This is a genomic window from Nonomuraea sp. NPDC059194, assembly GCF_042754765.1.
In the GTDB taxonomy this organism is placed as follows: domain Bacteria; phylum Actinomycetota; class Actinomycetes; order Streptosporangiales; family Streptosporangiaceae; genus Nonomuraea.
In genome coordinates this window covers 14,381-35,896 of sequence record NZ_JBHZBH010000062.1, presented here as the reverse complement: position 1 = coordinate 35,896, position 21,516 = coordinate 14,381, and the positions used below count along the sequence as shown (strand labels likewise).

The window sequence follows — 21,516 nt, the reverse complement described above, 5'->3', positions numbered from 1 at the left end:
CCCGATCGGCCACGGGCATGACACACTGCTCCACAACGAAGCTCCTGCGGATAGAGATCTTGGTCGATCCCCTGTCCTACAGGAGCTTCGTCATACCCGCGACCCCCTTGACAGGATCGCCCGTTTCTTAACTTCCCGGCATTGGGCGGGAGCCCTCGGGGAAGGCCGGCCCCGAGCCGGAGGCGAGGGACCTTGCTTGTGACAGAGCCCCCGGCCCGCGGTGCGGGTGGGGGCTCGGCTGTACCCGCGGTCAGTTCTGCTCGGGGGCGGTGCCCATCTCCTGGGCCAGCTCGGCCCTGATGGCGTCCATGTCGAGCCCCTTGACCTGCCCGATGAGGTCTTCGAGCGCGGGCGCGGGAAGGGCGCCGGGCTGGGCGAAGACGACGATGCCGTCACGGATCGCCATGATCGTGGGGATGGAGGTGATCTCGAACCCCTCCGACAGGCCGGGCTGCGCCTCGGTGTCGATCTTCCCGAACGTCACATCGGCGTGCTTCTCAGAGGCCTGCTCGAAGATCGGCCCAAAGGTACGGCACGGCCCGCACCACGCCGCCCAGAAGTCGAGCAGGACAATCCCCTTGTCGGCGATGTCGTTGAAGTTCTGTTCGGTTACTTCGATGGTCGCCACAAGTGGCTCCTCATATCGTCGTCATGCTTGCCTGTTCTAGAACCTCAAGCATTACACGCTCATTCCCCCGCCCGCAGCGCCACACCGGCCCGGCGCCTGCCCGACACGGCGACCTGGGCGACGGCCCCGAGCAGCGCGGCCAGGGTGACGCCCGCGCCCAGCAGGAGGGGGGTCGTCCAGGTGACGGCGTGCCCGACGGGCAGCCCGCCCGCGTAGTCGCTGAGGTCCACGCCCGCCCCGAACAGCGCGGGGAAGGCGGTGCCGAGCAGGATCCCGGCCGTTCCCGCCGTGATCACCAGGGGCGCCACCTCGCCGAGGGTGATCGCCTGCGCCTGCCTGCCCGACATGCCCATCGTGGACAGGTAGGAGATGCCGCGCCGCCGTTCGGCGGCGCCCGCGACGATCGTCACCCAGACGGCCAGCAGCGAGTAGAGGGCCAGCGCGAGGGCCGACAGCCGGAAGGCCAGCGTGATCGTCTTGGTGAGCGGCGTCGAGACGATCGCGGCCAGGTCGGCCTCGCGGGTGCTCGCCACGGCCCAGACGCCGAGGGTGCGCTCCAGGTCGGCCGCGCTGACGCCCTCGCCGAAGACGAACAGCTGGTTGGGGCGCAGCGCCGCCTTCGCCTCCGGCAGCACCGAGGTGGGCAGGACCAGCAGCTCGCCGGTGAGCTCGACGCCGGGAAAGCGCTCCACGAAGCCCACGTGGTCGACCACGACGGGGGCGGTGTCGTTGCCCGACAGCACGATCGGCCTGGCGCGTGCCGTACCCAGGCCCCTGGTCACCAGGACGGGAGCCGAGGGGCCCTTCGCGCTCGCCGCGGCCCTGTTGGCCGCCGCGACGGGGGCCGAGACGGCGGGCGGGGCCGCGCCGAGCAGCCTGGCGTAGGCGGCGGTGTCCAGGCGCAGGTAGGTGAAGCCGAGCGTGCCGCCGGACAGCCGCCCCGCGCGCAGCTCGAAGGGGATGACCTCCCGCACGCCCGGCAGGCCGCGCACTCGCTCGATCGCCTCCGGCGAGATGGCGCCCTCGCCGACCGACACCCTGGCGTCGGCGCCGGTTCGCTGCCAGGCGGCGGCACGCTGCCCCTCTGCCAGGGAGTCGAGGGTGAGCGCGCTGTAGACCGACATGGTGAGCGCGGGCACCAGGATCAGCGCGGGCAGCGTGGCGGCGCTCCTGGATCTGGCCGCCGCGGCGACCGCGAGGAACAGCACCGAGCGTCTGCTCCTGGCCGCGCACAGCGACAGCAGGCGCAGCAGGTACGGGTAGCCCCACAACAGGACGAGCGCGCAGGCGAGCGCGACGGCGGTGGGCGCCGCCACCAGGAGCGGGTCGCCGCCCGCCCTCGTCACGCCGCGGCTGATCGCCAGGTAGGCCGCCACCGCGGCCAGGAAGACGACCAGGAGATCGACGACGAGCCTGCGTGGCGTGAACGGCCTGACGACGAGGTCGTCGCGCCGCTCGACGAGCGGGCTGCGGTGGCCGAGCAGGAGGCGGCCCATGCCGTACAGGAAGGTGGCCAGGGCCAGCAGTGGCGCCGACAGCAGCGACATCGTGGTGTCCAGGCCCGGCACCAGCCGGGAGAGCGCGAAGCCGAGCGCCGCGCCAGGTAGGACGGCGAAGAGGATCACCGCCGCGCCGACGGCCGCGAACTGGGCTGTGGAGGCGGCCCTGGCCCTGGCGGCCACCAGGCTGGCGGCGACGCGGCCAAGCAGCAGGCCCAGCACCAGCGCCACCACCCCGAACGCGACCGCGAACAGCCCCGCCAGTTGCAGCCCCATGAGGGTCCGCGTGGTGCCCAGCTTGCCGAGGAAGTCGTCGGCCACCTCGGGCAGCGCGCTGCTCACCTTGTACGGCATGACCGGCGTCGACATCCGGCGGGCGGCCGCGGTGAAGGCGTCGAGCGCGGCCCCGAGCTGGGGCGCCTGCTCGATGGTGAACGCCGAGGGCACGGCGGAGAACCCCCAGCGGTAGTTCATCCGCTCCCTGACCTGGCTGAGCGCCGCGACCACCTGCTGGTCGGCCAGGCCGGTGACGACGAACGAGGCCGAGTTGGCCCCCGGATTGGGGATGTAGACGCGGGCCATCGACGGGAAGAGCGACCAGAAGGGGTCTGCCGGGTCGATCGGCTCGTACAGGCCGGTGACCTTGATGAGGAGCTCGCCCGCCGAGACGATCGTGGAGCCGACGTCGAGCCCCATCTGCTCGGTGACGTCCTTGGGCAGGCCGACCTCGACGGTCGTCAGCTGGGGCCTGGCCAGCAGGACGGTCAGGGCGGCGTCCTGGCGCGGGTTGGGCGTCGAGCCTTCGGTGAGCGGGTTGGGTCCGGTGGTGACGGCGCCGGGCGGGACGCCCTTGACGTAGCGGACGCGCTTGGCCGCGCCGCTGTTCCAGGCGAGGTCGACGAAGTTGTTGTCGCGCGGCTCGTGTCCGACGTGGCCGACCAGCCTGAGGCGGTTGGTGCTCACGCCGTACTTCACCTCGCCGACCAGCGCGGCGAGGGCGGGTGGCATGGCCTTGCGCAGCGCGTCCATGCGCGCGGCCAGCGCGGTCGCGTCGGCGGGCCGCGCGCCGATCGCGACCGACTGCGCGTCCACGCCGATCTCCAGCAGCTCGGGCCTGGTCTCCCGTACGGCCTGCAGCAGCGACCGCTCGTAGGAGTCCTCGAACACCCGGGGCAGCGCCCCGCCCAGCAGCGTCATGCTGAGCACCAGCACGCCGAGCAGCGCGGCGATCCCCCTGTGCAGCAGGGTCAGGCGGGCCGCCAGCCCAATGACGGTCATGAGCCCTCCTCCGTGTGCCTGGCCCGCACCAGGCCGCGGCGGCGCAGCGAGCCCGCGAGGGCGGCCACGATCGCGAACAGGCCCGTCGCGATGACCGCGAGCAGGATCGCCGTCTGGGCCCACGGTATGTCCAGCCGTACCGGCGGGGTCACCGCCGTGACCTGCCCCGACAGCACCAGGTGCGGCACCACCACGGCCGCCATGCCGCCGGCCAGCAGCGTCCCGCCCGCCAGGCCGAGCCCGATCAGGAACGTCTGCTCGACGGCGAGCAGCCCGAGCACCTGGCGGAAGCTGACGCCGAGCGCGTGCAGCAGGCCGAGTTCGGCCGAGCGTTCGCGGGCGGCGACGGCGGCGTTGACCGCGAAGCCGAGCCCCGCGAAGATCACCGCGGCGACGAAGCCGACCAGCAGCGCCCCCTGCAGCCCTCCGGCGAGCGGATCGTCGCGCAGCTCGGCGAAGACGCTCTGCCGGTCGAGCACGCGGGAGCTCCAGCCGGGGTGCGCGGCGAGCGCGCGCGTGACAGCGCCGGGGTCGTCGGCCGCCGCCCACCATTCGGTGATCCTGGGCGGCGCGTTGACGGTGAGCAGGTTCCGGTCGGCGAGCGTGGGCAGGTCGGCGAGCAGGCCCGGCTCGCCGACGGGCAGGCCTGGCAGGCTGTCGACGACGGCGACCACGACGAGCGCCGAGGTGGTGGCGTCGAACGGCAGGAACAGCCTCGCCCCTGCCGACAGCTTCTCCTGCGCGGCCAGTTCGGCGGTGACGACGACGGGCAGCGGCTGCGGCAGCGTGGCCCGGCCGCCGACCGTGCCGCCGAACAGCCGCTCAGGCGGCACGCCTGCCGGTACGGCCAGCACGACCGCCTTGCCGCGCTCGGGCACGGCGTCGATGCCGAACAGGTCGCCCTGCCCCGTGCGGACCGGCTTGGCCGCCCCCTCGCCGACGCCGCTGCCCTGGAACCGGCCGACCTGCTCGAACCCGGCCCACGACAGCCCGCCGGGCAGCCGGACGTCGGCCCCGCCCGCGCGCAACGCGCCGATCGCGACGGGCGCGGGCGTCTGGCCGAACAGGAAGCCGCGAAGGGCGAGCGGATAGGCGATCTTTCCGTCCGCGCCCGCGAGCGGGGCCAGGTCGGCGACCAGCGTCCGGTCGCCACCCGCTCCCCTGTCTGCCAGATCCAGCTGCCGGCGCACGCCGTCGGCGTCGGTGATCAGGAGCTTGGCGTCCAGCGGCGCGGGCGCCCGCGTGCGCACGGACACCGTCAGCTCGGACGGCGTGCCGGGGATAGGCGCCGCGCCCAGCCCCGGCCTGCCCGCCTTGAGGCCCTTGGCCATGTCGGCCAGCGAGGTCGCCGACAGGTCCTCGCGCAGGTTCATGACGGACTCGAGCCGGTCGGCGTCGAGGGCGAGCAACTCGGCCGAGCCCGACCCGATCGCCACCGAGTCGCGAACGGCGGGGCTGACGGCGCTCACGCCAGGCAGGCCCGCGTACACCCGGCCCGCGCCGAGCCCGCCCACCTGCCCCTGGCCTTCGACAGGGACGATCCGCAGATCGGCGCCGACCCTGTGGGCGGCCTGGTCGCGCTGCGACGACTCCCACGTGGTCGTGGTCGTGATCGACAGCACGCCGATGGCCACGGCCATGGTCAGCAGCAGGGCGGGGCCGACGTAGCGCAGCGGGCGGCGGCTGACCTGCCAGGCGCCGAGCGCGGGGGCCAGCGTCGTGCGCCGGGAGGTGAGCGCCGACACGAGCCTGGACGTCCACGGCACCAGGCGCATGCCGAGCATGCCGCCGCTGAGCAGGGCGAGCGCGGGCCCCGTGACGAGCATGGGGTCGATGCCGAGCACGCCTCCGGCGGTGGCGGTGACGGGCGAGCCGTACCTGGTCAGCTGCCAGACGGCCAGGCCCGCCACCACGAGCAGGGCGAGGTCGCCGCCCGCCCTGGCCAGCATCCCCCTGCGGTCGCCGCGGCCGCGCGCGGACTGCTCCTCGACATAGGTACGGCGGGCGCTGCGCACCGCCGAGCCCGCCAGCAGCGCCGCGCCCGCCAGCGCCGCCGCCCCGGCGATCGCGAACGTGACGGGCTCGGGAGCCGCGGGCACCCGTACGGCTGCCGCCTGCGTCCACAGCAGCCCGCTGACGCCGTTGAGCACGTGCGGCGCGACGAAGGGGGCGATCGCCACGCTCGGCAGCGCGATCAGCAGGGCCTCGGTCAGGCTCAACGACACCAGCCCGCCCATGCCCGCGCCTCGGGCGCGCAGCAGCGCCACCTCCATGCGGCGGCGCTCGGCCAGCATCCTGGCGGTGAGCATCAGCGAGTACCCGGCCAGGATCAGCAGCTGGAGCACCGGCACCAGCATCGTCGACTGGCCGACCAGCGCGCCGCGGTCGAGCTGGGCGAGGTAGGCCGGCAGCTCCTGGCGTACCGTGCAGTCGGCGCAGCCGGGGCGGGCCTTGAGCCGGTCGGGCAGCGCGGCGGCGGCGGCCGAGAGCGGGCCGAGGTCAGCGGTGGCCACGCCCTTCAGGTCGGGCAGCACGTACCAGTAGCCGAGCACCTGGTCGGTGAACCGTTCCAGGAACGTCTGCCGGGGCACCATGAGCGCGGCGTCGAGCCGGGGGTAGAGGGTGTCAGGTGTGGCGAACACGCCTGTGACGAGCACCTTCAGCGGCGGGTCGGTTTCGCGGCGCCGTACCGTGAGCTCCTGGCCCGCGCTGACTCCCAGCCGCTGCGCGGTCTCCTGCGGGAGCGTCGCCTGCAGCGGCTCGCCGGGGCGCGCCCATTCACCTTGGACCAGCCTGGCGGCGCTCTCCAGGTCGGAGCGGGTGCCGAACGGCAGCCGTTCGCCGCCCTCGGCTTGGTAGGGGCCGGAGTTGACGACGAAGACGACGCGCGGGTCGAACCGGGGGAAGGACTCCGCCGCCTGAGCGTGCACGTCCGCGTCGGTCTGGGCGAAACTCTCGGCCTTGATCCACGTGGTGACCTCGGCCGAGGTGTCGGCCCTGCCGGCCTGTGTCACGCTCCATCGGACGCCGACGTCGACCACCGAGGAGATGTAGATCGACAACGCCACCAGCGTGGTCGTGGCCAGCAGGATCGCCGCGAACGCCGTCAGCGGGAGCAGGGGCTCGCCGGCCGCGCGCTTGAGCACCCATGACGTCCGGCCCCGCATCCGGCTTCCCCCTCAGATCCGTACGGGAGAAGATTCTCGGGGCGATCCTCACATAAGCAAGATTTGCCCACATTTCAGCACATAGTTGAGATCATCCCGAGACCAGGGCCTCCGACTGCCACAGATCCCGGTAGTAGCCGGGCTCGCGGACCAGGTCGTCGTGGTGGCCGCGCTGGACGACCTTCCCGTGCTCCAGCACCACGATCTCGTCGACCTGCTCCAGCCCCCTGAGCCGGTGGGTGACCAGCAGCGTCGTACGGCCGTGCGTGACGTCGAGCAGGTCGGTTATCAGCTCGTCGGCGGTCGCCTCGTCGAGCGCCTCGGCGGGCTCGTCCAGGAGCAGGACGGGCGGGTCGTTGAGGAGGGCGCGGGCCAGCGCCAGTCGCTGGAGCTGGCCGCCTGACACGGTCCTGCCGTCCTCGCCGAGCTCGGTGTCCCAGCCGGTGCGCTTCACCCAGCCGTCCAGCCTGGCCCTGCGTACGGCCCGCTCCTGCTCCTCGGGCGTGGAGTCGGGTCCGGCGAGGCGGAGGTTGTCGCGCAGGGTGGTCTGGAAGATGTACGGGTCCTGCGTGAGGCCGGTCATCAGGACCCGCACGTCGTCGGAGTCGAGGGTGGTGAGGTCGGCCCCGTTGACCCTGATCGTGCCCGACTCGGGCTCGACCAGGCGCATCAACGCGGCCAGCAGCGTGCTCTTGCCCGCGCCGCTCGGCCCGACCAGCGCGACCCGCTTGCCCGGCGTCAGCGTCAGGCTCACCCCGTCGACCGCCGCGAGCCCGCGCCCCTTCCCTGCCGCGCTGTCCGAGCCCGGTTCGGAGGGCTTGCCCGCCACGCTGTCCGAGCCTGGCCCGGACAGCTCGGCGGTCGGGGAGCCGGGCCGGGCGTGCCGTACCACCAGGTCGTCGATCTCGACCGTGAGCGGCCCGTCCGGCACGGCGGCGGGCAGAGCGGGCTCGGTCACCGCCGGCGGGACCGAGCCGACCTCCTTCAACCGGCGCAGCGCGGCGGCGATGCCCGCGTAGCGCTCCCCTGCGGCGGCCAGCGGCAGCACGGGCTCGAAGGACACCAGCGCCGTCAGCGCCAGTACGGCCGTCGCGACGCTGCCCGCCCCCGTGCTCTGCGCCAGCAGCACGATCGCGACCACCGTGAGCCCCTGCACCAGCACCCCGACGGCCAGCGCCGCCGCGTGGACGCGGGCCTGGCGGCGTTCGAGCGCGGACAGGGCGGCGTCGGCGTCGAGGGCGTCGGCCAGCGCCCTGTCCCCCGCGCCGTAGGCGGCCAGGTCGGCCGAGCCGTGCACCAGGTCGGCCACCCGTTCGGCGAGCGCGGCCCTGGCCGGGGCGATGCGCGCCGACCAGCGGCGGGCGGCGGCGGCCGTCGCCGTGGGAAGCAGCACACCGGCGACCACCAGCCCGGCCAGCAGCACCAGCGCGGCGGCGGGCTGGACGGCCAGCGCGACGGTGACGGCGGCGACGCCGGTGATGAGCGCGGCCGTCGCGGGCAGCAGGCAGCGCACGAGCAGGTCCTGCACGGCGTCGGTGTCGTCGACCATCCTGCTGAGCAGATCGGCGCCGCCGTGTCTCGGCTGCTTGGGCGGGATGAGCGACTCGTAGAGGCGTTCGCGGGTGGTGGCCTGGGCGCGCAGGGCGACGTCGTGCCCGGTGAGGCGTTCGGCGTAGCGGAAGACGCCCTTGCTGGTCGCGAACGCCCGCACCGCCACGATCGCCACGCTCAGCGCGGCCAGCGGCGGCTGCTCGGCGGCCCTGGTGATGAGCCAGGCGGCCGAGGCGGTCAGCCCGACGCCCGCCAGCTCGGCCGCCGCGCCCGCCAGCACGGCCCACACCACGCGGACGCCCATCCGCCCGCCGGTGGCCGGGGTGTTCGGGTGTCCCATGCTCGGGTGCCCTGTGGTGCTCGTCTGCTGGGTGGAGGTCATCGCTTGTCTCCCGCCTGTGCCGCTGTCTTCCCGCCGCTCTCGCCACCGGATGGGCGGCTTGCGCGTTCCCCGGCCGGATGGCTCCCGTCGGGTGCCCGGGAGGTGGCCGCCGTGTCGGAGACGATGCGGCCCTCCTGGATGCGGATCACGCGGTCGGCCAGGTCGATCATCGCGGGCCGGTGGGCGACGATCACGGCGGTGCGCCGCTCGCTCAGCTCGGCGGTGGCGGCGACGACCGCGGCCTCGCTGCGGCCGTCGAGCCTGGCGGTGGGCTCGTCGAGGAGCAGCACGGCGGTATCAGGGCGGCAGAACGCGCGGGCGAGGGCGAGCCGTTGCCGCTGGCCCGCCGACAGGTTCGCGCCGCGCTCGCCGACCTGCGTGTCGTAGCCGCCGGGCATGGCGCTGACGAACTCGTCGGCGTGCGCGGCCCTGGCGGCCTGCCGTACCTGGTCGAGGGAGGCCGAGGGGGCACCCAGGCGGATGTTGCCGGCGACGGAGGTGGCGAACAGGTGGGGGCGCTGGGGCACGAACGCCAGCCGGTCGCGCCACGCGGCCAGGTCGAGCTCGCGCAGGTCTGCGCCGTCGACCAGGACGCGGCCCTCGGTGGGGTGGACGAAGCCCAGCAGGAGGTGGAGCAGCGTGCTCTTGCCGCCGCCGCTCTCCCCGACCAGCGCCACGCGCTCGCCCGGGGTGATGATCAGGGAGACGTCGTGGAGCGCGGGGTCGTCGCGGCCGGGGTAGCGGACGGTGACGTTCTCCAGGCGGATCTCGGGGGGTTCGCCGGAGACCCGCGGGTGGGGAGCGGCCCGGTCACCGGTGGCCGGGGCCGGTTCAGCGGCCCGGGTCGGCACTCCGGTTGACTCAGTGGCGGGGGTCGGGTCGGCGGGCGCGGCGGGGTCGTCCAGTACGGCGAAGGCGGCGTCGGCCGCGGCGACGCCCTCCATCGAGGCGTGGAAGCGCGTCCCCATCATCCGCAGCGGCAGGTACGCCTCGGGCGCCAGCAGCAGCACCAGCAGCGCCGTCGTCAGATCGAGGGACCCGCCGAGCAGGCGCAGCCCGATCGGCACCGCGACCAGGGCCACCGAGAGCGACGCGCACAGTTCGAGCACGAGGGAGGACAGGAAGGCGACCCGCAGCGTCCGCATGGTCGCCGACCGGTGCGCGTCGGCCACCCGCTGGATGACGCCGGCCTGGTAGCGGGCCCGACCGAAGGCGCGCAGGGTGGGCAGGCCGCGCACCACGTCAAGGAAGTGCCCGCCGAGCCTGGACAGCGCATGCCACTGCCGTTCGGTGACGGCCTTGGTGTGCATGCCGACCAGCGCCCCGAAGATCGGGATGAGCGGCAACGTGATCAGCACGATGATCGCGCTGGTGAGGTCGGCGGCGAACAGCCTGATGAGGACGGCGACCGGCACCACGCCCGCCACCGCCATCGCGGGCAGGTACCCGGTCAGGTAGGGGTCGAGCGCGTCGAGCCCGCGCCCGGTGAGTGTGACGAGCTCGCCCGAGCGATGGCCGGCCAGGCGGGCGGGGCCGAGCTCCTGGAGCCTGGCCAGCAGCCGGTGGCGCAGCGCCGACTTGACTCCCGTGGCGGTCCGGGTGGCGAAGACGCCCTGCGTCCAGCCCAGCACGGCGCGCAGCCCCAGCACCGCCGCCAGACCCAGCAGCGCCACGGTGGCGAACCTGCCGGACAGCACCCCTGCCAGGAGTTCGGCCTGGACAAGCACGAGCAGACCAGCGAGGACGGCGGCGGCCAGGGTGACGGTCAGGTGGGTGCGCACCGCGCGCTCGGCTCGCATGAGCCGCAGTAGGTCCTTGTGCAACGGGTCCTCTAAGGGATCAGAAGAACGACGGGATGCGGTCGGCGCCCTTGACTGGCCGGAAGGTGCGCCACACCCATACTTGCGCGCCCACCATGATGGGCGCGAACGGGACGACCATGAGACTGAGCACATTCAGCGTCGCGGCGGGCGCCGCGTTGTCCAGCAGGTGCGGCGCGGCGGCCACCAGGAGGACGATGACGGGCGCGGCGGCGGCCAGCGCGGACAGCGCCAGTCCCCGGCCCGTTCCCCTGGCCTCCCGCCAGGCCAGGAAGGTCCTGCCGTGGAAGGCGAACAGCGCGGTGGTGACGGCGCCGAGGCCGACCTGCGCGAGCCAGGGCAGGCCCGCGACGGAGCCGATGACCATGCCCCAGCCGAAGGCCAGCACGAGCGAGCCCAGCGAGATCATCAGGTCCCAGAAGCGCCGCCATCCGGGTCCGTCGATCCTGCGGCGGAACCACAGGCCCGCGTCGCGCAGGACCCAGCCCAGCAGCATGGCCACGACCAGGGGGTAAAGGGCGAAGATCACTTCTCCTTCCAGCAGCGGGAACGCGCCGAACAGCACGCCCGCGACGGCCACCAGCCACACCTCGTTGGCCAGCACGAACGGTGCCATGGCGGCGACCATGCGATCCCTGCGCTCCTGGGTGCGTCCCGCCAGCAGCAGCCCGACACCCAGGTCGAAGCCCTCCAGGGCGAAGTAGCCCGCCAGCAGGACGGCGAAGACGACGAGCCAGACGACTTCCATGTCAGACCTCCAGTTCCATGTCGGACCTCCGGGCGGGCGCGGCGGCGGTGGTGTGCGGCCAGGCGCCGAGGGCGAGGTCGCCGGGGCCGCGCCGGACGACGCGGGCGATGAGGACGTAGTCGACAACGGCGAGCAGGCCGAGCACGGCGGTGAAGCCGATCAGCGAGGCGGTGACCATGCCCGAGGTCAGCCCAGGCGACATGGCGTCGGCGACGGTCAGCCGCTCCCAGATCATCCACGGCTGGCGGCCGATCTCCCTGGCCATCCAGCCGAAGACGGCCGCGAGGAACGGCAGCGGCGTCATGATCATCAGGATGGGGTGGGTCCACCGCCAGCGGGGCAGCCAGTAGATGACGGGCAGCGCCAGGAACGGCACGACGAGCTGCAGCAGCTCGCCGATCAGGGTCATGAAGCCGAGCCCGACCGCCGCGCCGACGTTGCCGCCGTCGAATTTGCCCTCCTGGATCACGCCGAACTGCGCGTATCCGGTGCCGACGGCCAGCAGGACGCCGATCGCCGAGACCACCACGCCCGTGCGCAGCGACCTGGTGAAGAACTCCACGTGGGCGGTGCGGCGGAACAGCTGGTAGGCGCTGGCGCCCATCACCACGAAGCCGCCCGCCGTCAGCCCCGCCCCGATGACGTGCGGGAAGGACAGGACCAGCATCTTGTTCGTCAGCAGCGCGCCGAAGTCGGTCAGCCGCAGGTGGTCGCCGTCGACCACGGAGCCGACCGGGTTCTGCAGGAAGGAGTTGGCGACCATGATGTAGAAGGCGCTGCCGTAGGCGGTGAGGGTGACGATCCAGATGCAGGCCAGGTGCAGGCCCTTGCGCAGCCGGTGCCAGCCGAAGATCCACAGGCCGAGGAACGTCGACTCGAGGAAGAAGGCGATCAGCGTCTCCATGGCCAGCGGCGCTCCGAAGACATCGCCCGCGTAGTGCGACAGCCCGCCCCAGCTCAGCCCGAACTGGAACTCCATCACCAGGCCCGTGACGATGCCGAGGGCGTAGTTGATCACATAGATCTGACCCCAGAAGCGGGTCAGGTGCTCGTGCAGGGGGTTGCCCGAGCGCACCCAGCGGGTGTGCATGATCGCCACCAGGGGGGCCAGGCCCAGCGTGAGCACCACGAAGAGGAAGTGGATGCTGCCGGTCAGCGCGAACTGCAGTCTGGCCAGATCGAGGACGTCCATGGCATCAGCTCCGTCGTTGTGTCTGCCTACATATAGAGAGCCTACATGTAGACTGTCTACATGACGAACGCGGACCTAGGATGGGCGATGTGAATCCCGACGCGCTTCGCGGGCACATGGACGCCCTGCTCCTCGCCGTGCTGGAACACGAGCCGCTGCACGGCTACGCCATCATCGAGGCGCTGACCGAACGCAGCGGCGGGGCGCTGGCCGTCCCGACGGGCACGGTCTATCCCGCGCTGCGCCGGCTCGAACGCGTCGGCTACCTGGCCAGCGAGTGGGCGACGGTCGGCGGGCGCAAGCGGCGCACCTACCGGCTGACCTCCTCGGGCGCCAAGCAGCTCGCGGGCGAGCGGTCGGCGTGGCGGGAGTTCACCGGCGTGATCGGCAGCGTGCTCGATCCGGCCGTCAGACGAGCGGAAGCCACCGGGTGACGCGCGCCTGACACGCGGGCAGCGCGCGCCGGAGCCGCGCGTCAGGCGGGCGGCGTGATCGATCCGAGGGTCAGACGGGCAGCGCCGAAGCCGGTCGTCAGGCGGGCAGCGGGCGGCGGGAGATGCGCAGGCAGCGGGCCGCGCCGTACAGCTGCAGGCCGTTGAGCAGCGGCGTGGTCAGCGACAGCAGCACGCCGGGCAGGTAGCCGGAGAACCCGGTGGGGCCGTGCGAGCCGTACTGCAGGGCCAGGCTGAACAGCAGCGTGACCGGCAGCATCGCCCACACCCACAGCGCCAGCACCCTGGTCAGCCGCTCGGGCCTGCGCACCCAGCGGGCGCCCCAGGTCAGCGCCAGCAGCGTCAGGCCACCGAGCACGCCGGTCGCCAGTTGGAAGAGGTCGAGCAGGCGGGCCACCAGCAGGAACCAGTCGGGCCGCTGCGCCCAGTCGGCGGCGTTCACCGGAAAGAACGCCCAGACCAGGCTCCACAGCAGCGTGGTCAGCGGCACGCTCACGAACAGCAGCGCGGCGAGCCTGCGCCCGGCCGTCGCGGTCAGCTCCCGCTGGTAGCCGGGGGCGATCTCGGCCACCTCGCCGAACTCCGCCACCGCCAGCCGCTCGGCCTCAGCCCTGGCCAGCCCGCCCTCCTCGTAGGCCTCGGCGGTGTCGGCCAGGCTGTCGCGAGCCTCGACGACGAGGTCGCGCTTGGCTCCGCTGGGGCCGTCGAGCGCCCGGTGCAGCCCTGCCACGTAGTCGTCGATGAGCATGATCTCCATTGTACGAAGGGCCGCCCAGGGTAGACATCCGGGAAACCCCTGATTCCGGCTCACCGGTGCGCGGCGGGCCCCGGTACGGCGGGCCGCGGGGTGGTGGCCCTCCTCCCCGCGTGGGAGGCGCCTGCCCACAGCACCGCGCCCGCCGTGAGCGCGACCAGCAGCACGCCCCACGCCACCGCCCTGCCGGTGCGCAGGCCGTACCCGCACAGCAGCCAGTACAGCGACAGCCACCAGCGGCGCGTGGCGGCCCGGCGCATCTCCATCGCGCCGAAGGCGAAGTCGGCGGCGGTGCCGTCGTCGTCGGGCGCGTGGCGTAACGCGTCGTAGAGCGCGGCGATGCCGTCGGGTGACGAGGGGCCGTCGGGGCCGTCGGGGTCGTCGGGGCCGCGGGTCCAGCCGCGCCAGCCGTGCTCGTCGGCCAGCGCCCTGCGCCTGGAGAACCACCGCAGCGGTGGCCAGCGCAGGCTGAAGCGCACCCCGCGCGGTGTGAAAGCGAAGGTGCAGCCGGTCAGCCGCAGCCCCGAGGGGTGGGCGAGCCCGGCGAAGCGGCAGGACGACAGGTCAAGCTTGAACAGCGACAGGTCGGGTGCGTCGGCTCCGCGCAGCGAGCTGATCGTGCAGAAGCCCCGCCCGCTCACCGTCGCCCGTCCGCGCAGGACGGCCGACTCCAGGTCGGCGTGGGCGCGCGACAGCCTGACCGCGGTGGTGCCCCTGACCTCGATCCTGCGCAGGTCGACCGAGCAGTCCTCGACGGCCAGGTCGAGCGCGCCGTCGACGCGCGCTCCGGTCACCGCCAGCCGCTCGGTCGCCGACAGGTAGGCCCCCGAGGCGAAATGGACGGACTCGAAGCCCGCCCTGCCCCGCACCTTCCTGAACGACAGTGTGCGGCCGAACCTGGCGCCCCTGAAGGTGGCGAGCTCGCCGAACTGGGCCCCGTCGAAGGCGGCGAACCCGTCGAACCTGGCGCGCTCGGCCGACAGACCGCGGGCGAAGGCCGCCTGGCCGAACAGGGCGTCGCCGGCCACCACCGCCTTGTCGAACCCGGCGTGGCCGCGTACCCGCGCCCCGTGGAAGGACAACTGGCGGGCGAACCTCGCGCCGTTGAACGACACGTTCCCGGCGAAGGCCGCACCGAAGAAGGAGGCGAGCCGGTCGAATCGGGCGCCGTCGAGCGAGACGTCGCCCTGGAAGCTCACCTCGGTGAAGCGCGCCTCGCCGGTGAAGCGCGCCAGGTCCATGCGAGCCCTGCCCGGCCTTCCCTCGGCCGCGGCCAGCACCCTGGCCAGCAGGTCGCTGTCGATCGTGGTGCCGCGGAGGTCGAGCAGCCGCCCTGGGCGGATGGCTGCGAGGGCGTCGGTCAGCTGCTCGGGAGAAAGGTGGGACAGGCAGCTGCCGTACGGCTGGCGCGCGACTCCCGTGCACGACGGGGAGTGTGAACACGTGACCCAGTCCATGACGTGGTCATACCCGCGTTGCTAGGTCATGAGACGACAGGAGGACGACCGCCGTCTGTCAAGCCTCGATGATTTCATCGTTTGGTGGCGGAATGTTGGGTTATCTCCATCTAAAGTGCGGGTCATGCGAGCCTTATCCGCCTTTGTCGCCCTCGGTGTCGCCGCCGCGGGCGTGGCGACCCTCTCGATCGCCCCAGCCTCCGCGGCGCCAGGTCCCGTCGTCATCAGCCAGGTCTACGGCGGAGGCGGCAACTCAGGAGCGCCGCTGGCCAACGACTTCGTGGAGCTGTTCAACCGCGGCACCACGCCCGTGGCCATCGACGGCTGGTCGGTGCAGTACGCCAGCGCCACCGGGTCGGGCCACTTCGCCGCCAACGTCGCCCCGCTGTCGGGCACGCTGGCGCCGGGCCAGTACTACCTGGTGCAGCTCGCTCCCGGCAGCAACCCCGGTCCCGCCCTGCCGACCCCCGACGCCACCGCCTCCATCGCGGTCAGCGCGAGCGCGGGCAAGGTCGCGCTGGTCCGCTCGGCCACGGGCCTGGCCTGCAACGGCGCCCCCACCTCGTGTACGGCCGAGCAGAGCGCCCAGATCGCCGACCTGGTCGGCTTCGGCACCGCGAACTTCTTCGAGGGCACCGGCCCCGCGCCCGGCCTGTCGAACACCACGGCCGCGCTGCGCGGGACGCACGGCTGCACCGACACCGACGACAACGCCGCCGACCTGGCCTCCGGCGCGCCCGCCCCGCGCAACACCGCGACGGCGGCGGCCCCGTGCGACGGCGGTCAGGAACCGACGCCCACCCCCACCCCCACGCCCTCCCCCACGGGTGAGCCCTGCGACACGGCCGCGACCCACGAGATCGCCGCCGTCCAGGGCGCGGGCGACGCCAGTCCCCTGGCCGGGCAGACCGTCAGGGTGGAGGGCGTCGTGACCGGCGACTTCCAGAAGAGCACCGAGCTGAGCGGCTTCTTCCTGCAGGACGCCACGCCCGACGCCGACCCGAAGACCTCCGAGGGCCTGTTCGCGTTCGCCCGCGACACCGGCAAGGACGTCAAGGTCGGCGACAGGGTGCTCGTCACCGGCAAGGTGACCGAGTTCAACGGCTGGACCGAACTGTCACCCGTCACCGCGATCGACGTGTGCGGCACCGGAACGATCCCGGCGCAGAACTACCGGCTGCCCAGGGCCGACGGGACCACGTTCGAGCCGGTGGAGAACATGCTGGTCACCTTCCGCGAGCCGCTGACTGTCAGCGAGCACTACAACCTCGGCCGCTTCGGCGAGGTCACCGTCTCCTCCGAGGGACGCCTCTACCAGCCGACCGACCGGCCGGGCGTGGACGCGGCGCTGGACGCCCGCCGTACGCTGCTCATCGACGACGGCTCCTCCAAAGAGAACCCGGCCACGATCCCCCACACCAGCCCGCGTGTGGTGCGCACCGGTGACACCGCCTTCGGCGTGACCGGCGTGCTCGGCTACGGGTTCGGCTCCTACCGGCTCCAGCCCACCAAGCCGATCAGCTTCCTGCGCACCAACCCGCGCCTGCCCAGGCCGCTGCCCGTCGGCGGCAACGTCAAGGTGGCCAGCCTCAATACGCTCAACTGGTTCACCACGCTGGGCTCGCGCGGCGCGACGACCGCCGAGGAGCAGAAGCGCCAGCTCGACAAGCTGGTGGCGACGCTGGCGGGCCTCGACGCGGACGTGGTCGGGCTCATGGAGGTCGAGAACAACGGCCAGACCGCTCTGCAGGCCCTGGTCGACGCGCTGAACGCCAAGGTGGGCGCGGGCACCTACGCCGCGCTCGCGCACCCGTTCCCCGGGACGGACCTGATCCACGTGGCGATGATCTACAAGCCGGCCCGCGTGGCGCCCGTCGGGGCGGCGCTGTCCTCCCAGGACCCGGTCTTCAGCAGGCCGCCGCTGATCCAGACCTTCAGGCGCACGGGCGGCGGCCAGCCGTTCACCATGATCGTCAACCACTTCAAGTCGAAGGGCTCGTGCCCGCCCAGCGGCCCGGAGACCGACCAGGGCGACGGGCAGGGCTGCTGGAACCCGCTCAGGGTCAAGCAGGCCGAGACCGTGCTCGGGCTGATCTCCTCGCTCGACCTGCCCAACCCGCTGGTGCTCGGCGACCTCAACGCCTACGGCGAGGAGGACCCGATCGACACGCTGGAGGCCGGCGGCCTGGCGAGCGTGACCAAGCGGTTCGTGCCCGCGCCGTTCCGCTACAGCTACCTGTTCAACGGGCTGGCCGGTGAGCTCGACCACGCGCTGGCCGGCAAGCAGCTGCTCAGGCGGGTGACGGGGGCGACGATCTGGCACGTCAACTCCGACGAGCCGCGCATCCTCGACTACAACACCGAGTTCAACCCGCCGGGCCTCTACCGGCCCGACGCGTTCCGCTCCTCCGACCACGACCCGCTGCTCATCGGCCTGTCCCTGCCCGGAGGCAGGGGCTGATCGACTAGCCCCGCGGTCCTCCACCAGAGCGGCCCCTCCCGATGCGGGAGGGGCCGCTCTTCCGTTTGTCTCGCAATCAGGTTTATGATGCAAACTAGTTGATGATGTCGACTAGTTTGGACTGACGTGGACGACGAGGACCTGAGCCCCGCCGAGATGATGCGGCTCATCGAGGAGCAGGCCGCCACCGCGCAGCGCAGGCTGCAGCCGGACCCCCTGTTCATCTACGCCCCCTGGGGTCTGGCCTGGTTGATCGGCTTCGGCGCCTTCTTCCTGCACTACGGCCTCGACGGCCGCCCGGTCGCCCCGATCTCGTGGCAGCTGGCGCTGGCCGTACTGATGGGCTCGCAGTTGCTGGCCGGGGCGTTCATGTTCCAGACCACCCGCACCGCCGGCGTGCAGATCCGCGGCGAGTCCGCCCAGCGCGGGATGATGTACGGCTACGCGTGGTTCGTCGGCATGCTGTCGATGGGCCTGATCGTCGGCCACTTCACCCCGTTGCTCCCCCGGGATCAGGTCGGCCTGCTCTACGCCTCGGTCTCGCTGCTGGTCGTCGCCGTCCTCTACATGGCGGGCGGCGCCGTCTGGCGCGAGTGGCCGATGTTCTTCCTCGGCGTCTGGACCGCCGTCGTCAACGCCGCGGGCACCACCCTGGGCCCCGGCTGGCACGCCCTGATGATCTCGCTGCTGGTCGGCGGCGGTTTCTTCGTCACGGGGATCGTGCTCAGGCGGCGCCGGTGACGCTCCCCGACCTCGACCCCGTCATCCACGCGCAGGCCAGGCTGCGGGTGGTGGCCACGCTCAACACCCTGCCGGAAGGCGACCAGATCGCCTTCCCCGGGCTGAAGGATCTGCTCGCCATGACGGCGGGCAACCTGTCGGTGCATCTGACCAAGCTCGAGGACGCGGGCTACGTCGAGATCACCAAGACGCACAAGGGCCGCACCCCCGTCACCTTCGTCGCGCTGACCAGGCGCGGACGGCTGGCCTTCGAGGAATACACCGTCGCGATCCGCGCCCTTCTTGGAGGAGAAGCATGACCGTGTTAGCGAAAGCCGTCGAGGTCACCAGGCGTTACGGCGAGGTGGTCGCCCTCGACGACGTGTCACTGGAGATCCCCGCGGGGCAGCTCGTCGGCCTGCTCGGCCCCAACGGCGCGGGCAAGTCCACGCTCGTCAACCTCTTCGTCGGCCTGCGCAGGCCGACCAAGGGCGTGGTCGAGCTGCTCGGCGGCGCCCCCTCCGACCCTCGGGTACGGCAGGCCATGGGCGTGACGCCGCAGGAGACGGGGCTGCCCGAGGCGCTGCGGGTCGGCGAGATCGTCGACTTCGTCTCCTCCCACTTCCCCAAGCGGGCGGGCAAGCAGGAGCTGCTGGCCAGGTTCGGCCTTGACGACCTCATCCGGCGGCAGGTCGGCGGCCTGTCGGGCGGCCAGAAGCGCCGCCTCGCGGTGGCGCTGGCCTTCGCCGGCAACCCGCGCATCGTCTTCCTCGACGAGCCCACCACCGGTCTCGACGTGGAGGCGCGCAGGGCGCTGTGGGAGGGGATCAGGGCCTTCCACGCCGACGGCGGCACCGTGGTGCTGACCAGCCACTACCTGGAGGAGGTCGAGGCGCTGGCCGAGCGGGTCGTGGTGATCGCCAAGGGCAGAGTGCTGGCCGACGACACCATGCAGGCCGTGCGTGGCATGGTCGGCGTGCGCAGGGTGTCGCTGACGGCCGCCACGCTGCCCGACCTGCCCGGCGTGGTCAGCGCGGAGCGGGTGGACGACCGGCACGAGCTGCTCACCTCCGACTCCGACCGGCTGGTGCTGGCCCTGGTCGCCAGCGGTGTCGCCTTCTCGGGGCTGGAGATCAGCCCGGCCACGCTCGAGGACGCTTTTCTCGCCATCACCTCGAAGGAGACCGCCGGTGTCTAACCTGATCCTGACGCACACCCGCTACCAGTTCCTCGAGCAGCTGAGGGTCCCGATCTCGATCGTGGCCAGCGTCTTCTTCCCCACCGTCTCGATGCTGGCCTTCGTCGTTCCGTTCGCCGGCGGCGACCCCGTGACGGCGACGGTCGCCACGGGGTCGATGACGCTGTTCGCGGTGATGTCGAGCGGGCTCATGGGGCTCGGCATCGGTGTGGCCGACGACCGCGAGAAGCCGTGGGACCCGTACCTGCGCACGCTGCCCGCGGGCCCCTTCCCCCGCTTCGCCGGGCGGATGCTGACCGCGCTGGCGATCATGCTGATCGCGGTCGTGCCCGTGGTGCTGGTCGCCGCGTTCCTGACCGAGGCCACGATCACCCCGCTGGGGCTGGTGCTCGGTCTGGGCGCGCTGGTCGTGGGCGCGCTGCCGTTCATGATGCTGGGCCTGTTCGTCGGCTACTCGCTGCCGGCGAAGGCGGCCATCGCGGTATCCCAGGTGCTGTTCTTCCCGATCGCGATCGGCGGCGGAATGTTCACCAATCCGCTGGACCCGCCCGCCTTCATCGGGGCGATCGCGCCGTTCGTGCCGAGCAGAGGCGCGATGGAGCTGGTGTGGGCCGCGACCACGGACTTCACGCCGCGGGCGCTACCGCTGGTCATGCTGGCGGTCTGGACGGTCGTCGCGGCCGCGGCCGCGGTGTGGGCCTACCGCCGCGACGAGGGCCGCAGGTTCCGCTAGAGACAGGGGGGAGGTGCCGCCGAGTCCGCAGCGATCTCGACGGCACCTCCGTTCAACGAGGGGGGTTCTACTCGCCGGTCTTCTCCGCGAGGGTCACGGTGACCTCCTGGGTCTTGCCGTCCCTCATGTATGTGATCTTGACCTGCTGGCCGACTTTGAAACCTCTGACCTGTCCCACCACGGTATCTCCCCCGTCAACCGCCGTGTCGCCGATCTTGGTGATCAAATCGCCGTTCTTCAGGCCCGCCTTGGCCGCGGGGCTTCCCTCCTGCACCTGCCGTACCAGAGCGCCCGGCACGTCACCCGAGGCGTCGGTGACGCTGACGCCGAGGTAGGCGTGGCTCACCTTGCCGTTGTCGATGAGCTGCTGGGCCACCTGCTTGGCGGTGTTGATCGGGATGGCGAAGCCGACGCCGATGTTGCCGGTGCCGCCGCCCGTCGCGATGGCCGTGTTGATGCCGATCACCTCGCCCGCCGCGTTGACGAGGGCGCCACCGCTGTTGCCGGGGTTGATGGCGGCGTCGGTCTGGATCGCGCCGCCGATCGTGGTGCTGGACGGCTGCGACTGCTCGCGGAGGTTGCCCCAGCCGGGCGGCACTTGCTGCCGGTTCTGGTCCTCGTTGCCGACCGTGAGCGTGCGGTCCAGCGCGCTGACGATGCCCGCGGTGACCGAGCCGTCCAGGCCCAGCGGGCTGCCGATGGCCAGCACCGCGTCGCCGACCCTGAGCGCGTCGCTGTCGCCGAGCGCGGCCTTGGTCAGCCCCGAGACGCCCTCCGCCCTGATGACGGCCAGGTCGGTCGTCGGGTCGGTGCCGACGACCGATGCCTTGGCTGTCTTGCCGTCGCTGAACTTCACCGTCATCGAGCCGCCCTGGCTCGCGCCTTCCACCACGTGGTTGTTGGTGAGGATCAGCCCGTCCTCCGACAGCACCACGCCCGAGCCCTCACCCGTGCTGCCCTGGATCATGACGACCGACGGCTGCACGTTCTGGGCGACGTCGGCCACCGTCAGCGGGTTCGACGCCTGCTTGAAGGTCGGGCTGGGCGCGGCGGCCACGGTCGTGGTCCCGCCGCCGATGACGGTCACGGCCGCGGCCCCCGCCACGCCGCCGATCAACGCCGTGGCGGCGAGCGCGAGCCCGGCGATGGCCTTCTGGCCGGTGCTGAACCTGGACTGCGACTTCGGTACGGCAGGCGCCGCCATGATCGTCGTGTCGTCCGACGGCGTCGGCGCGGCATGCTGGAACCCGCCGGCGACCGGAGGCTTGGAACCGAACTGGGTCCAGCCCCCACCCACAGTGCCCTCGTCGTGCTCGCGAGGCTCGTTCGCGTTCATGTCCATCCCCAAGAAGCCGCTGTCGCGCGCCACCGTGGCGTGCCGTACTCCAAGGGTGTCAACAGGGCTGTAAACGCTGGCTAAGCCGCCGATCGGGCGCCGCGGAGCCCCCTGACGCGAGCCTTATCACCCCAGGTCGG

General features: G+C 72.4%; 16 protein-coding genes. 6 read left to right on the top strand and 10 right to left on the bottom strand.

The window, feature by feature from the left end:
• Positions 1 to 250: 250 nt before the first annotated feature.
• The 7 genes from ACFXJ8_RS41200 to ACFXJ8_RS41170 form a co-directional block, all read right to left on the bottom strand.
• Positions 251 to 628: a thioredoxin family protein gene (locus ACFXJ8_RS41200; protein ID WP_379650574.1), complete on the bottom strand. Its 378-nt coding sequence runs from the start codon at positions 626 to 628 to the stop codon at positions 251 to 253.
• Positions 629 to 687: 59 nt separating this feature from the next.
• On the bottom strand, positions 688 to 3,405 hold the full coding sequence (locus ACFXJ8_RS41195) for an FtsX-like permease family protein (RefSeq protein ID WP_379650572.1): 2,718 nt from the start codon (positions 3,403 to 3,405) through the stop codon (positions 688 to 690).
• Positions 3,402 to 6,572 carry an FtsX-like permease family protein gene (locus tag ACFXJ8_RS41190; RefSeq protein WP_379650570.1) on the bottom strand — a complete coding sequence of 1,057 codons (3,171 nt, stop codon included), beginning with the start codon at positions 6,570 to 6,572 and terminating at the stop codon, positions 3,402 to 3,404. The genes ACFXJ8_RS41195 and ACFXJ8_RS41190 overlap by 4 nt, the downstream gene beginning before the upstream one ends.
• A 91-nt stretch (positions 6,573 to 6,663) precedes the next feature.
• Positions 6,664 to 8,505, bottom strand: coding sequence for a thiol reductant ABC exporter subunit CydC (cydC, locus tag ACFXJ8_RS41185; RefSeq protein ID WP_379650568.1), 1,842 nt, complete (start codon positions 8,503 to 8,505; stop codon positions 6,664 to 6,666).
• Positions 8,502 to 10,304: a thiol reductant ABC exporter subunit CydD gene (gene cydD, locus ACFXJ8_RS41180; protein WP_379650566.1), complete on the bottom strand. Its 1,803-nt coding sequence runs from the start codon at positions 10,302 to 10,304 to the stop codon at positions 8,502 to 8,504. The genes cydC and cydD overlap by 4 nt, the downstream gene beginning before the upstream one ends.
• Positions 10,305 to 10,344: 40 nt before the next feature.
• Positions 10,345 to 11,073, bottom strand: a complete 729-nt coding sequence (locus tag ACFXJ8_RS41175; RefSeq protein WP_379650564.1) for a cytochrome d ubiquinol oxidase subunit II — start codon at positions 11,071 to 11,073, stop codon at positions 10,345 to 10,347.
• Between the two features lies 1 nt (position 11,074).
• A complete protein-coding gene (locus ACFXJ8_RS41170) occupies positions 11,075 to 12,265 on the bottom strand; it encodes a cytochrome ubiquinol oxidase subunit I (protein ID WP_379650562.1) in 1,191 nt (396 codons plus the stop codon).
• 89 nt (positions 12,266 to 12,354) lie between these two features.
• Here ACFXJ8_RS41170 and ACFXJ8_RS41165 point away from each other — a divergent pair, with 89 nt between their 5' ends.
• Positions 12,355 to 12,699, top strand: coding sequence for a helix-turn-helix transcriptional regulator (locus ACFXJ8_RS41165; protein WP_379650560.1), 345 nt, complete (start codon positions 12,355 to 12,357; stop codon positions 12,697 to 12,699).
• Between the two features lie 97 nt (positions 12,700 to 12,796).
• Here the strand turns inward: ACFXJ8_RS41165 and ACFXJ8_RS41160 are convergent, their stop codons facing one another.
• Together ACFXJ8_RS41160 and ACFXJ8_RS41155 are read right to left on the bottom strand one after the other, a co-directional pair.
• Positions 12,797 to 13,465 carry a permease prefix domain 1-containing protein gene (locus ACFXJ8_RS41160; RefSeq protein ID WP_379650558.1) on the bottom strand — a complete coding sequence of 223 codons (669 nt, stop codon included), beginning with the start codon at positions 13,463 to 13,465 and terminating at the stop codon, positions 12,797 to 12,799.
• Positions 13,466 to 13,524: 59 nt separating this feature from the next.
• Complete coding sequence (locus ACFXJ8_RS41155) at positions 13,525 to 14,928, bottom strand: pentapeptide repeat-containing protein (protein ID WP_379650556.1); 1,404 nt, start codon at positions 14,926 to 14,928, stop codon at positions 13,525 to 13,527.
• A 124-nt stretch (positions 14,929 to 15,052) separates the two neighbouring features.
• Between ACFXJ8_RS41155 and ACFXJ8_RS41150 the strand changes: the two genes are divergently transcribed.
• The 5 genes from ACFXJ8_RS41150 to ACFXJ8_RS41130 all read left to right on the top strand — a co-directional run bounded on the left by ACFXJ8_RS41150 (position 15,053) and on the right by ACFXJ8_RS41130 (position 20,040).
• Entirely contained in the window at positions 15,053 to 17,389 is a 2,337-nt protein-coding gene (locus ACFXJ8_RS41150; protein WP_379650554.1) for an ExeM/NucH family extracellular endonuclease, read from the top strand.
• Between the two features lie 126 nt (positions 17,390 to 17,515).
• A complete protein-coding gene (locus ACFXJ8_RS41145) occupies positions 17,516 to 18,130 on the top strand; it encodes a hypothetical protein (RefSeq protein ID WP_379650552.1) in 615 nt (204 codons plus the stop codon).
• Positions 18,127 to 18,429: a transcriptional regulator gene (locus tag ACFXJ8_RS41140; protein ID WP_379650551.1), complete on the top strand. Its 303-nt coding sequence runs from the start codon at positions 18,127 to 18,129 to the stop codon at positions 18,427 to 18,429. The genes ACFXJ8_RS41145 and ACFXJ8_RS41140 overlap by 4 nt, the downstream gene beginning before the upstream one ends.
• Positions 18,426 to 19,307 carry an ABC transporter ATP-binding protein gene (locus ACFXJ8_RS41135; protein ID WP_379650549.1) on the top strand — a complete coding sequence of 294 codons (882 nt, stop codon included), beginning with the start codon at positions 18,426 to 18,428 and terminating at the stop codon, positions 19,305 to 19,307. The genes ACFXJ8_RS41140 and ACFXJ8_RS41135 overlap by 4 nt, the downstream gene beginning before the upstream one ends.
• The gene (locus tag ACFXJ8_RS41130; RefSeq protein WP_379650547.1) at positions 19,300 to 20,040 is read left to right on the top strand and encodes an ABC transporter permease; all 741 of its coding nucleotides are present in this window, start codon (positions 19,300 to 19,302) and stop codon (positions 20,038 to 20,040) included. The genes ACFXJ8_RS41135 and ACFXJ8_RS41130 overlap by 8 nt, the downstream gene beginning before the upstream one ends.
• Before the next feature lie 67 nt (positions 20,041 to 20,107).
• Here the strand turns inward: ACFXJ8_RS41130 and ACFXJ8_RS41125 are convergent, their stop codons facing one another.
• Positions 20,108 to 21,376, bottom strand: coding sequence for a S1C family serine protease (locus ACFXJ8_RS41125; RefSeq protein WP_379650545.1), 1,269 nt, complete (start codon positions 21,374 to 21,376; stop codon positions 20,108 to 20,110).
• Positions 21,377 to 21,516 lie beyond the last annotated feature (140 nt).

What these genes read in the sequence shown, in the direction of transcription:
- ACFXJ8_RS41195 (WP_379650572.1), bottom strand. Translation starts at nt 3,405, where the DNA reads ATGACCGTCATTGGGCTGGCGGCCCGCCTGACCCTGCTGCACAGGGGG.
- ACFXJ8_RS41190 (WP_379650570.1), bottom strand. Translation starts at nt 6,572, where the DNA reads ATGCGGGGCCGGACGTCATGGGTGCTCAAGCGCGCGGCCGGCGAGCCC.
- cydC (WP_379650568.1), bottom strand. Translation starts at nt 8,505, where the DNA reads ATGACCTCCACCCAGCAGACGAGCACCACAGGGCACCCGAGCATGGGA.
- cydD (WP_379650566.1), bottom strand. Translation starts at nt 10,304, where the DNA reads ATGCGAGCCGAGCGCGCGGTGCGCACCCACCTGACCGTCACCCTGGCC.
- ACFXJ8_RS41175 (WP_379650564.1), bottom strand. Translation starts at nt 11,073, where the DNA reads ATGGAAGTCGTCTGGCTCGTCGTCTTCGCCGTCCTGCTGGCGGGCTAC.
- ACFXJ8_RS41170 (WP_379650562.1), bottom strand. Translation starts at nt 12,265, where the DNA reads ATGGACGTCCTCGATCTGGCCAGACTGCAGTTCGCGCTGACCGGCAGC.
- ACFXJ8_RS41160 (WP_379650558.1), bottom strand. Translation starts at nt 13,465, where the DNA reads ATGCTCATCGACGACTACGTGGCAGGGCTGCACCGGGCGCTCGACGGC.
- ACFXJ8_RS41155 (WP_379650556.1), bottom strand. Translation starts at nt 14,928, where the DNA reads ATGGACTGGGTCACGTGTTCACACTCCCCGTCGTGCACGGGAGTCGCG.
- ACFXJ8_RS41150 (WP_379650554.1), top strand. Translation starts at nt 15,053, where the DNA reads ATGCGAGCCTTATCCGCCTTTGTCGCCCTCGGTGTCGCCGCCGCGGGC.
- ACFXJ8_RS41135 (WP_379650549.1), top strand. Translation starts at nt 18,426, where the DNA reads ATGACCGTGTTAGCGAAAGCCGTCGAGGTCACCAGGCGTTACGGCGAG.
- ACFXJ8_RS41125 (WP_379650545.1), bottom strand. Translation starts at nt 21,376, where the DNA reads ATGAACGCGAACGAGCCTCGCGAGCACGACGAGGGCACTGTGGGTGGG.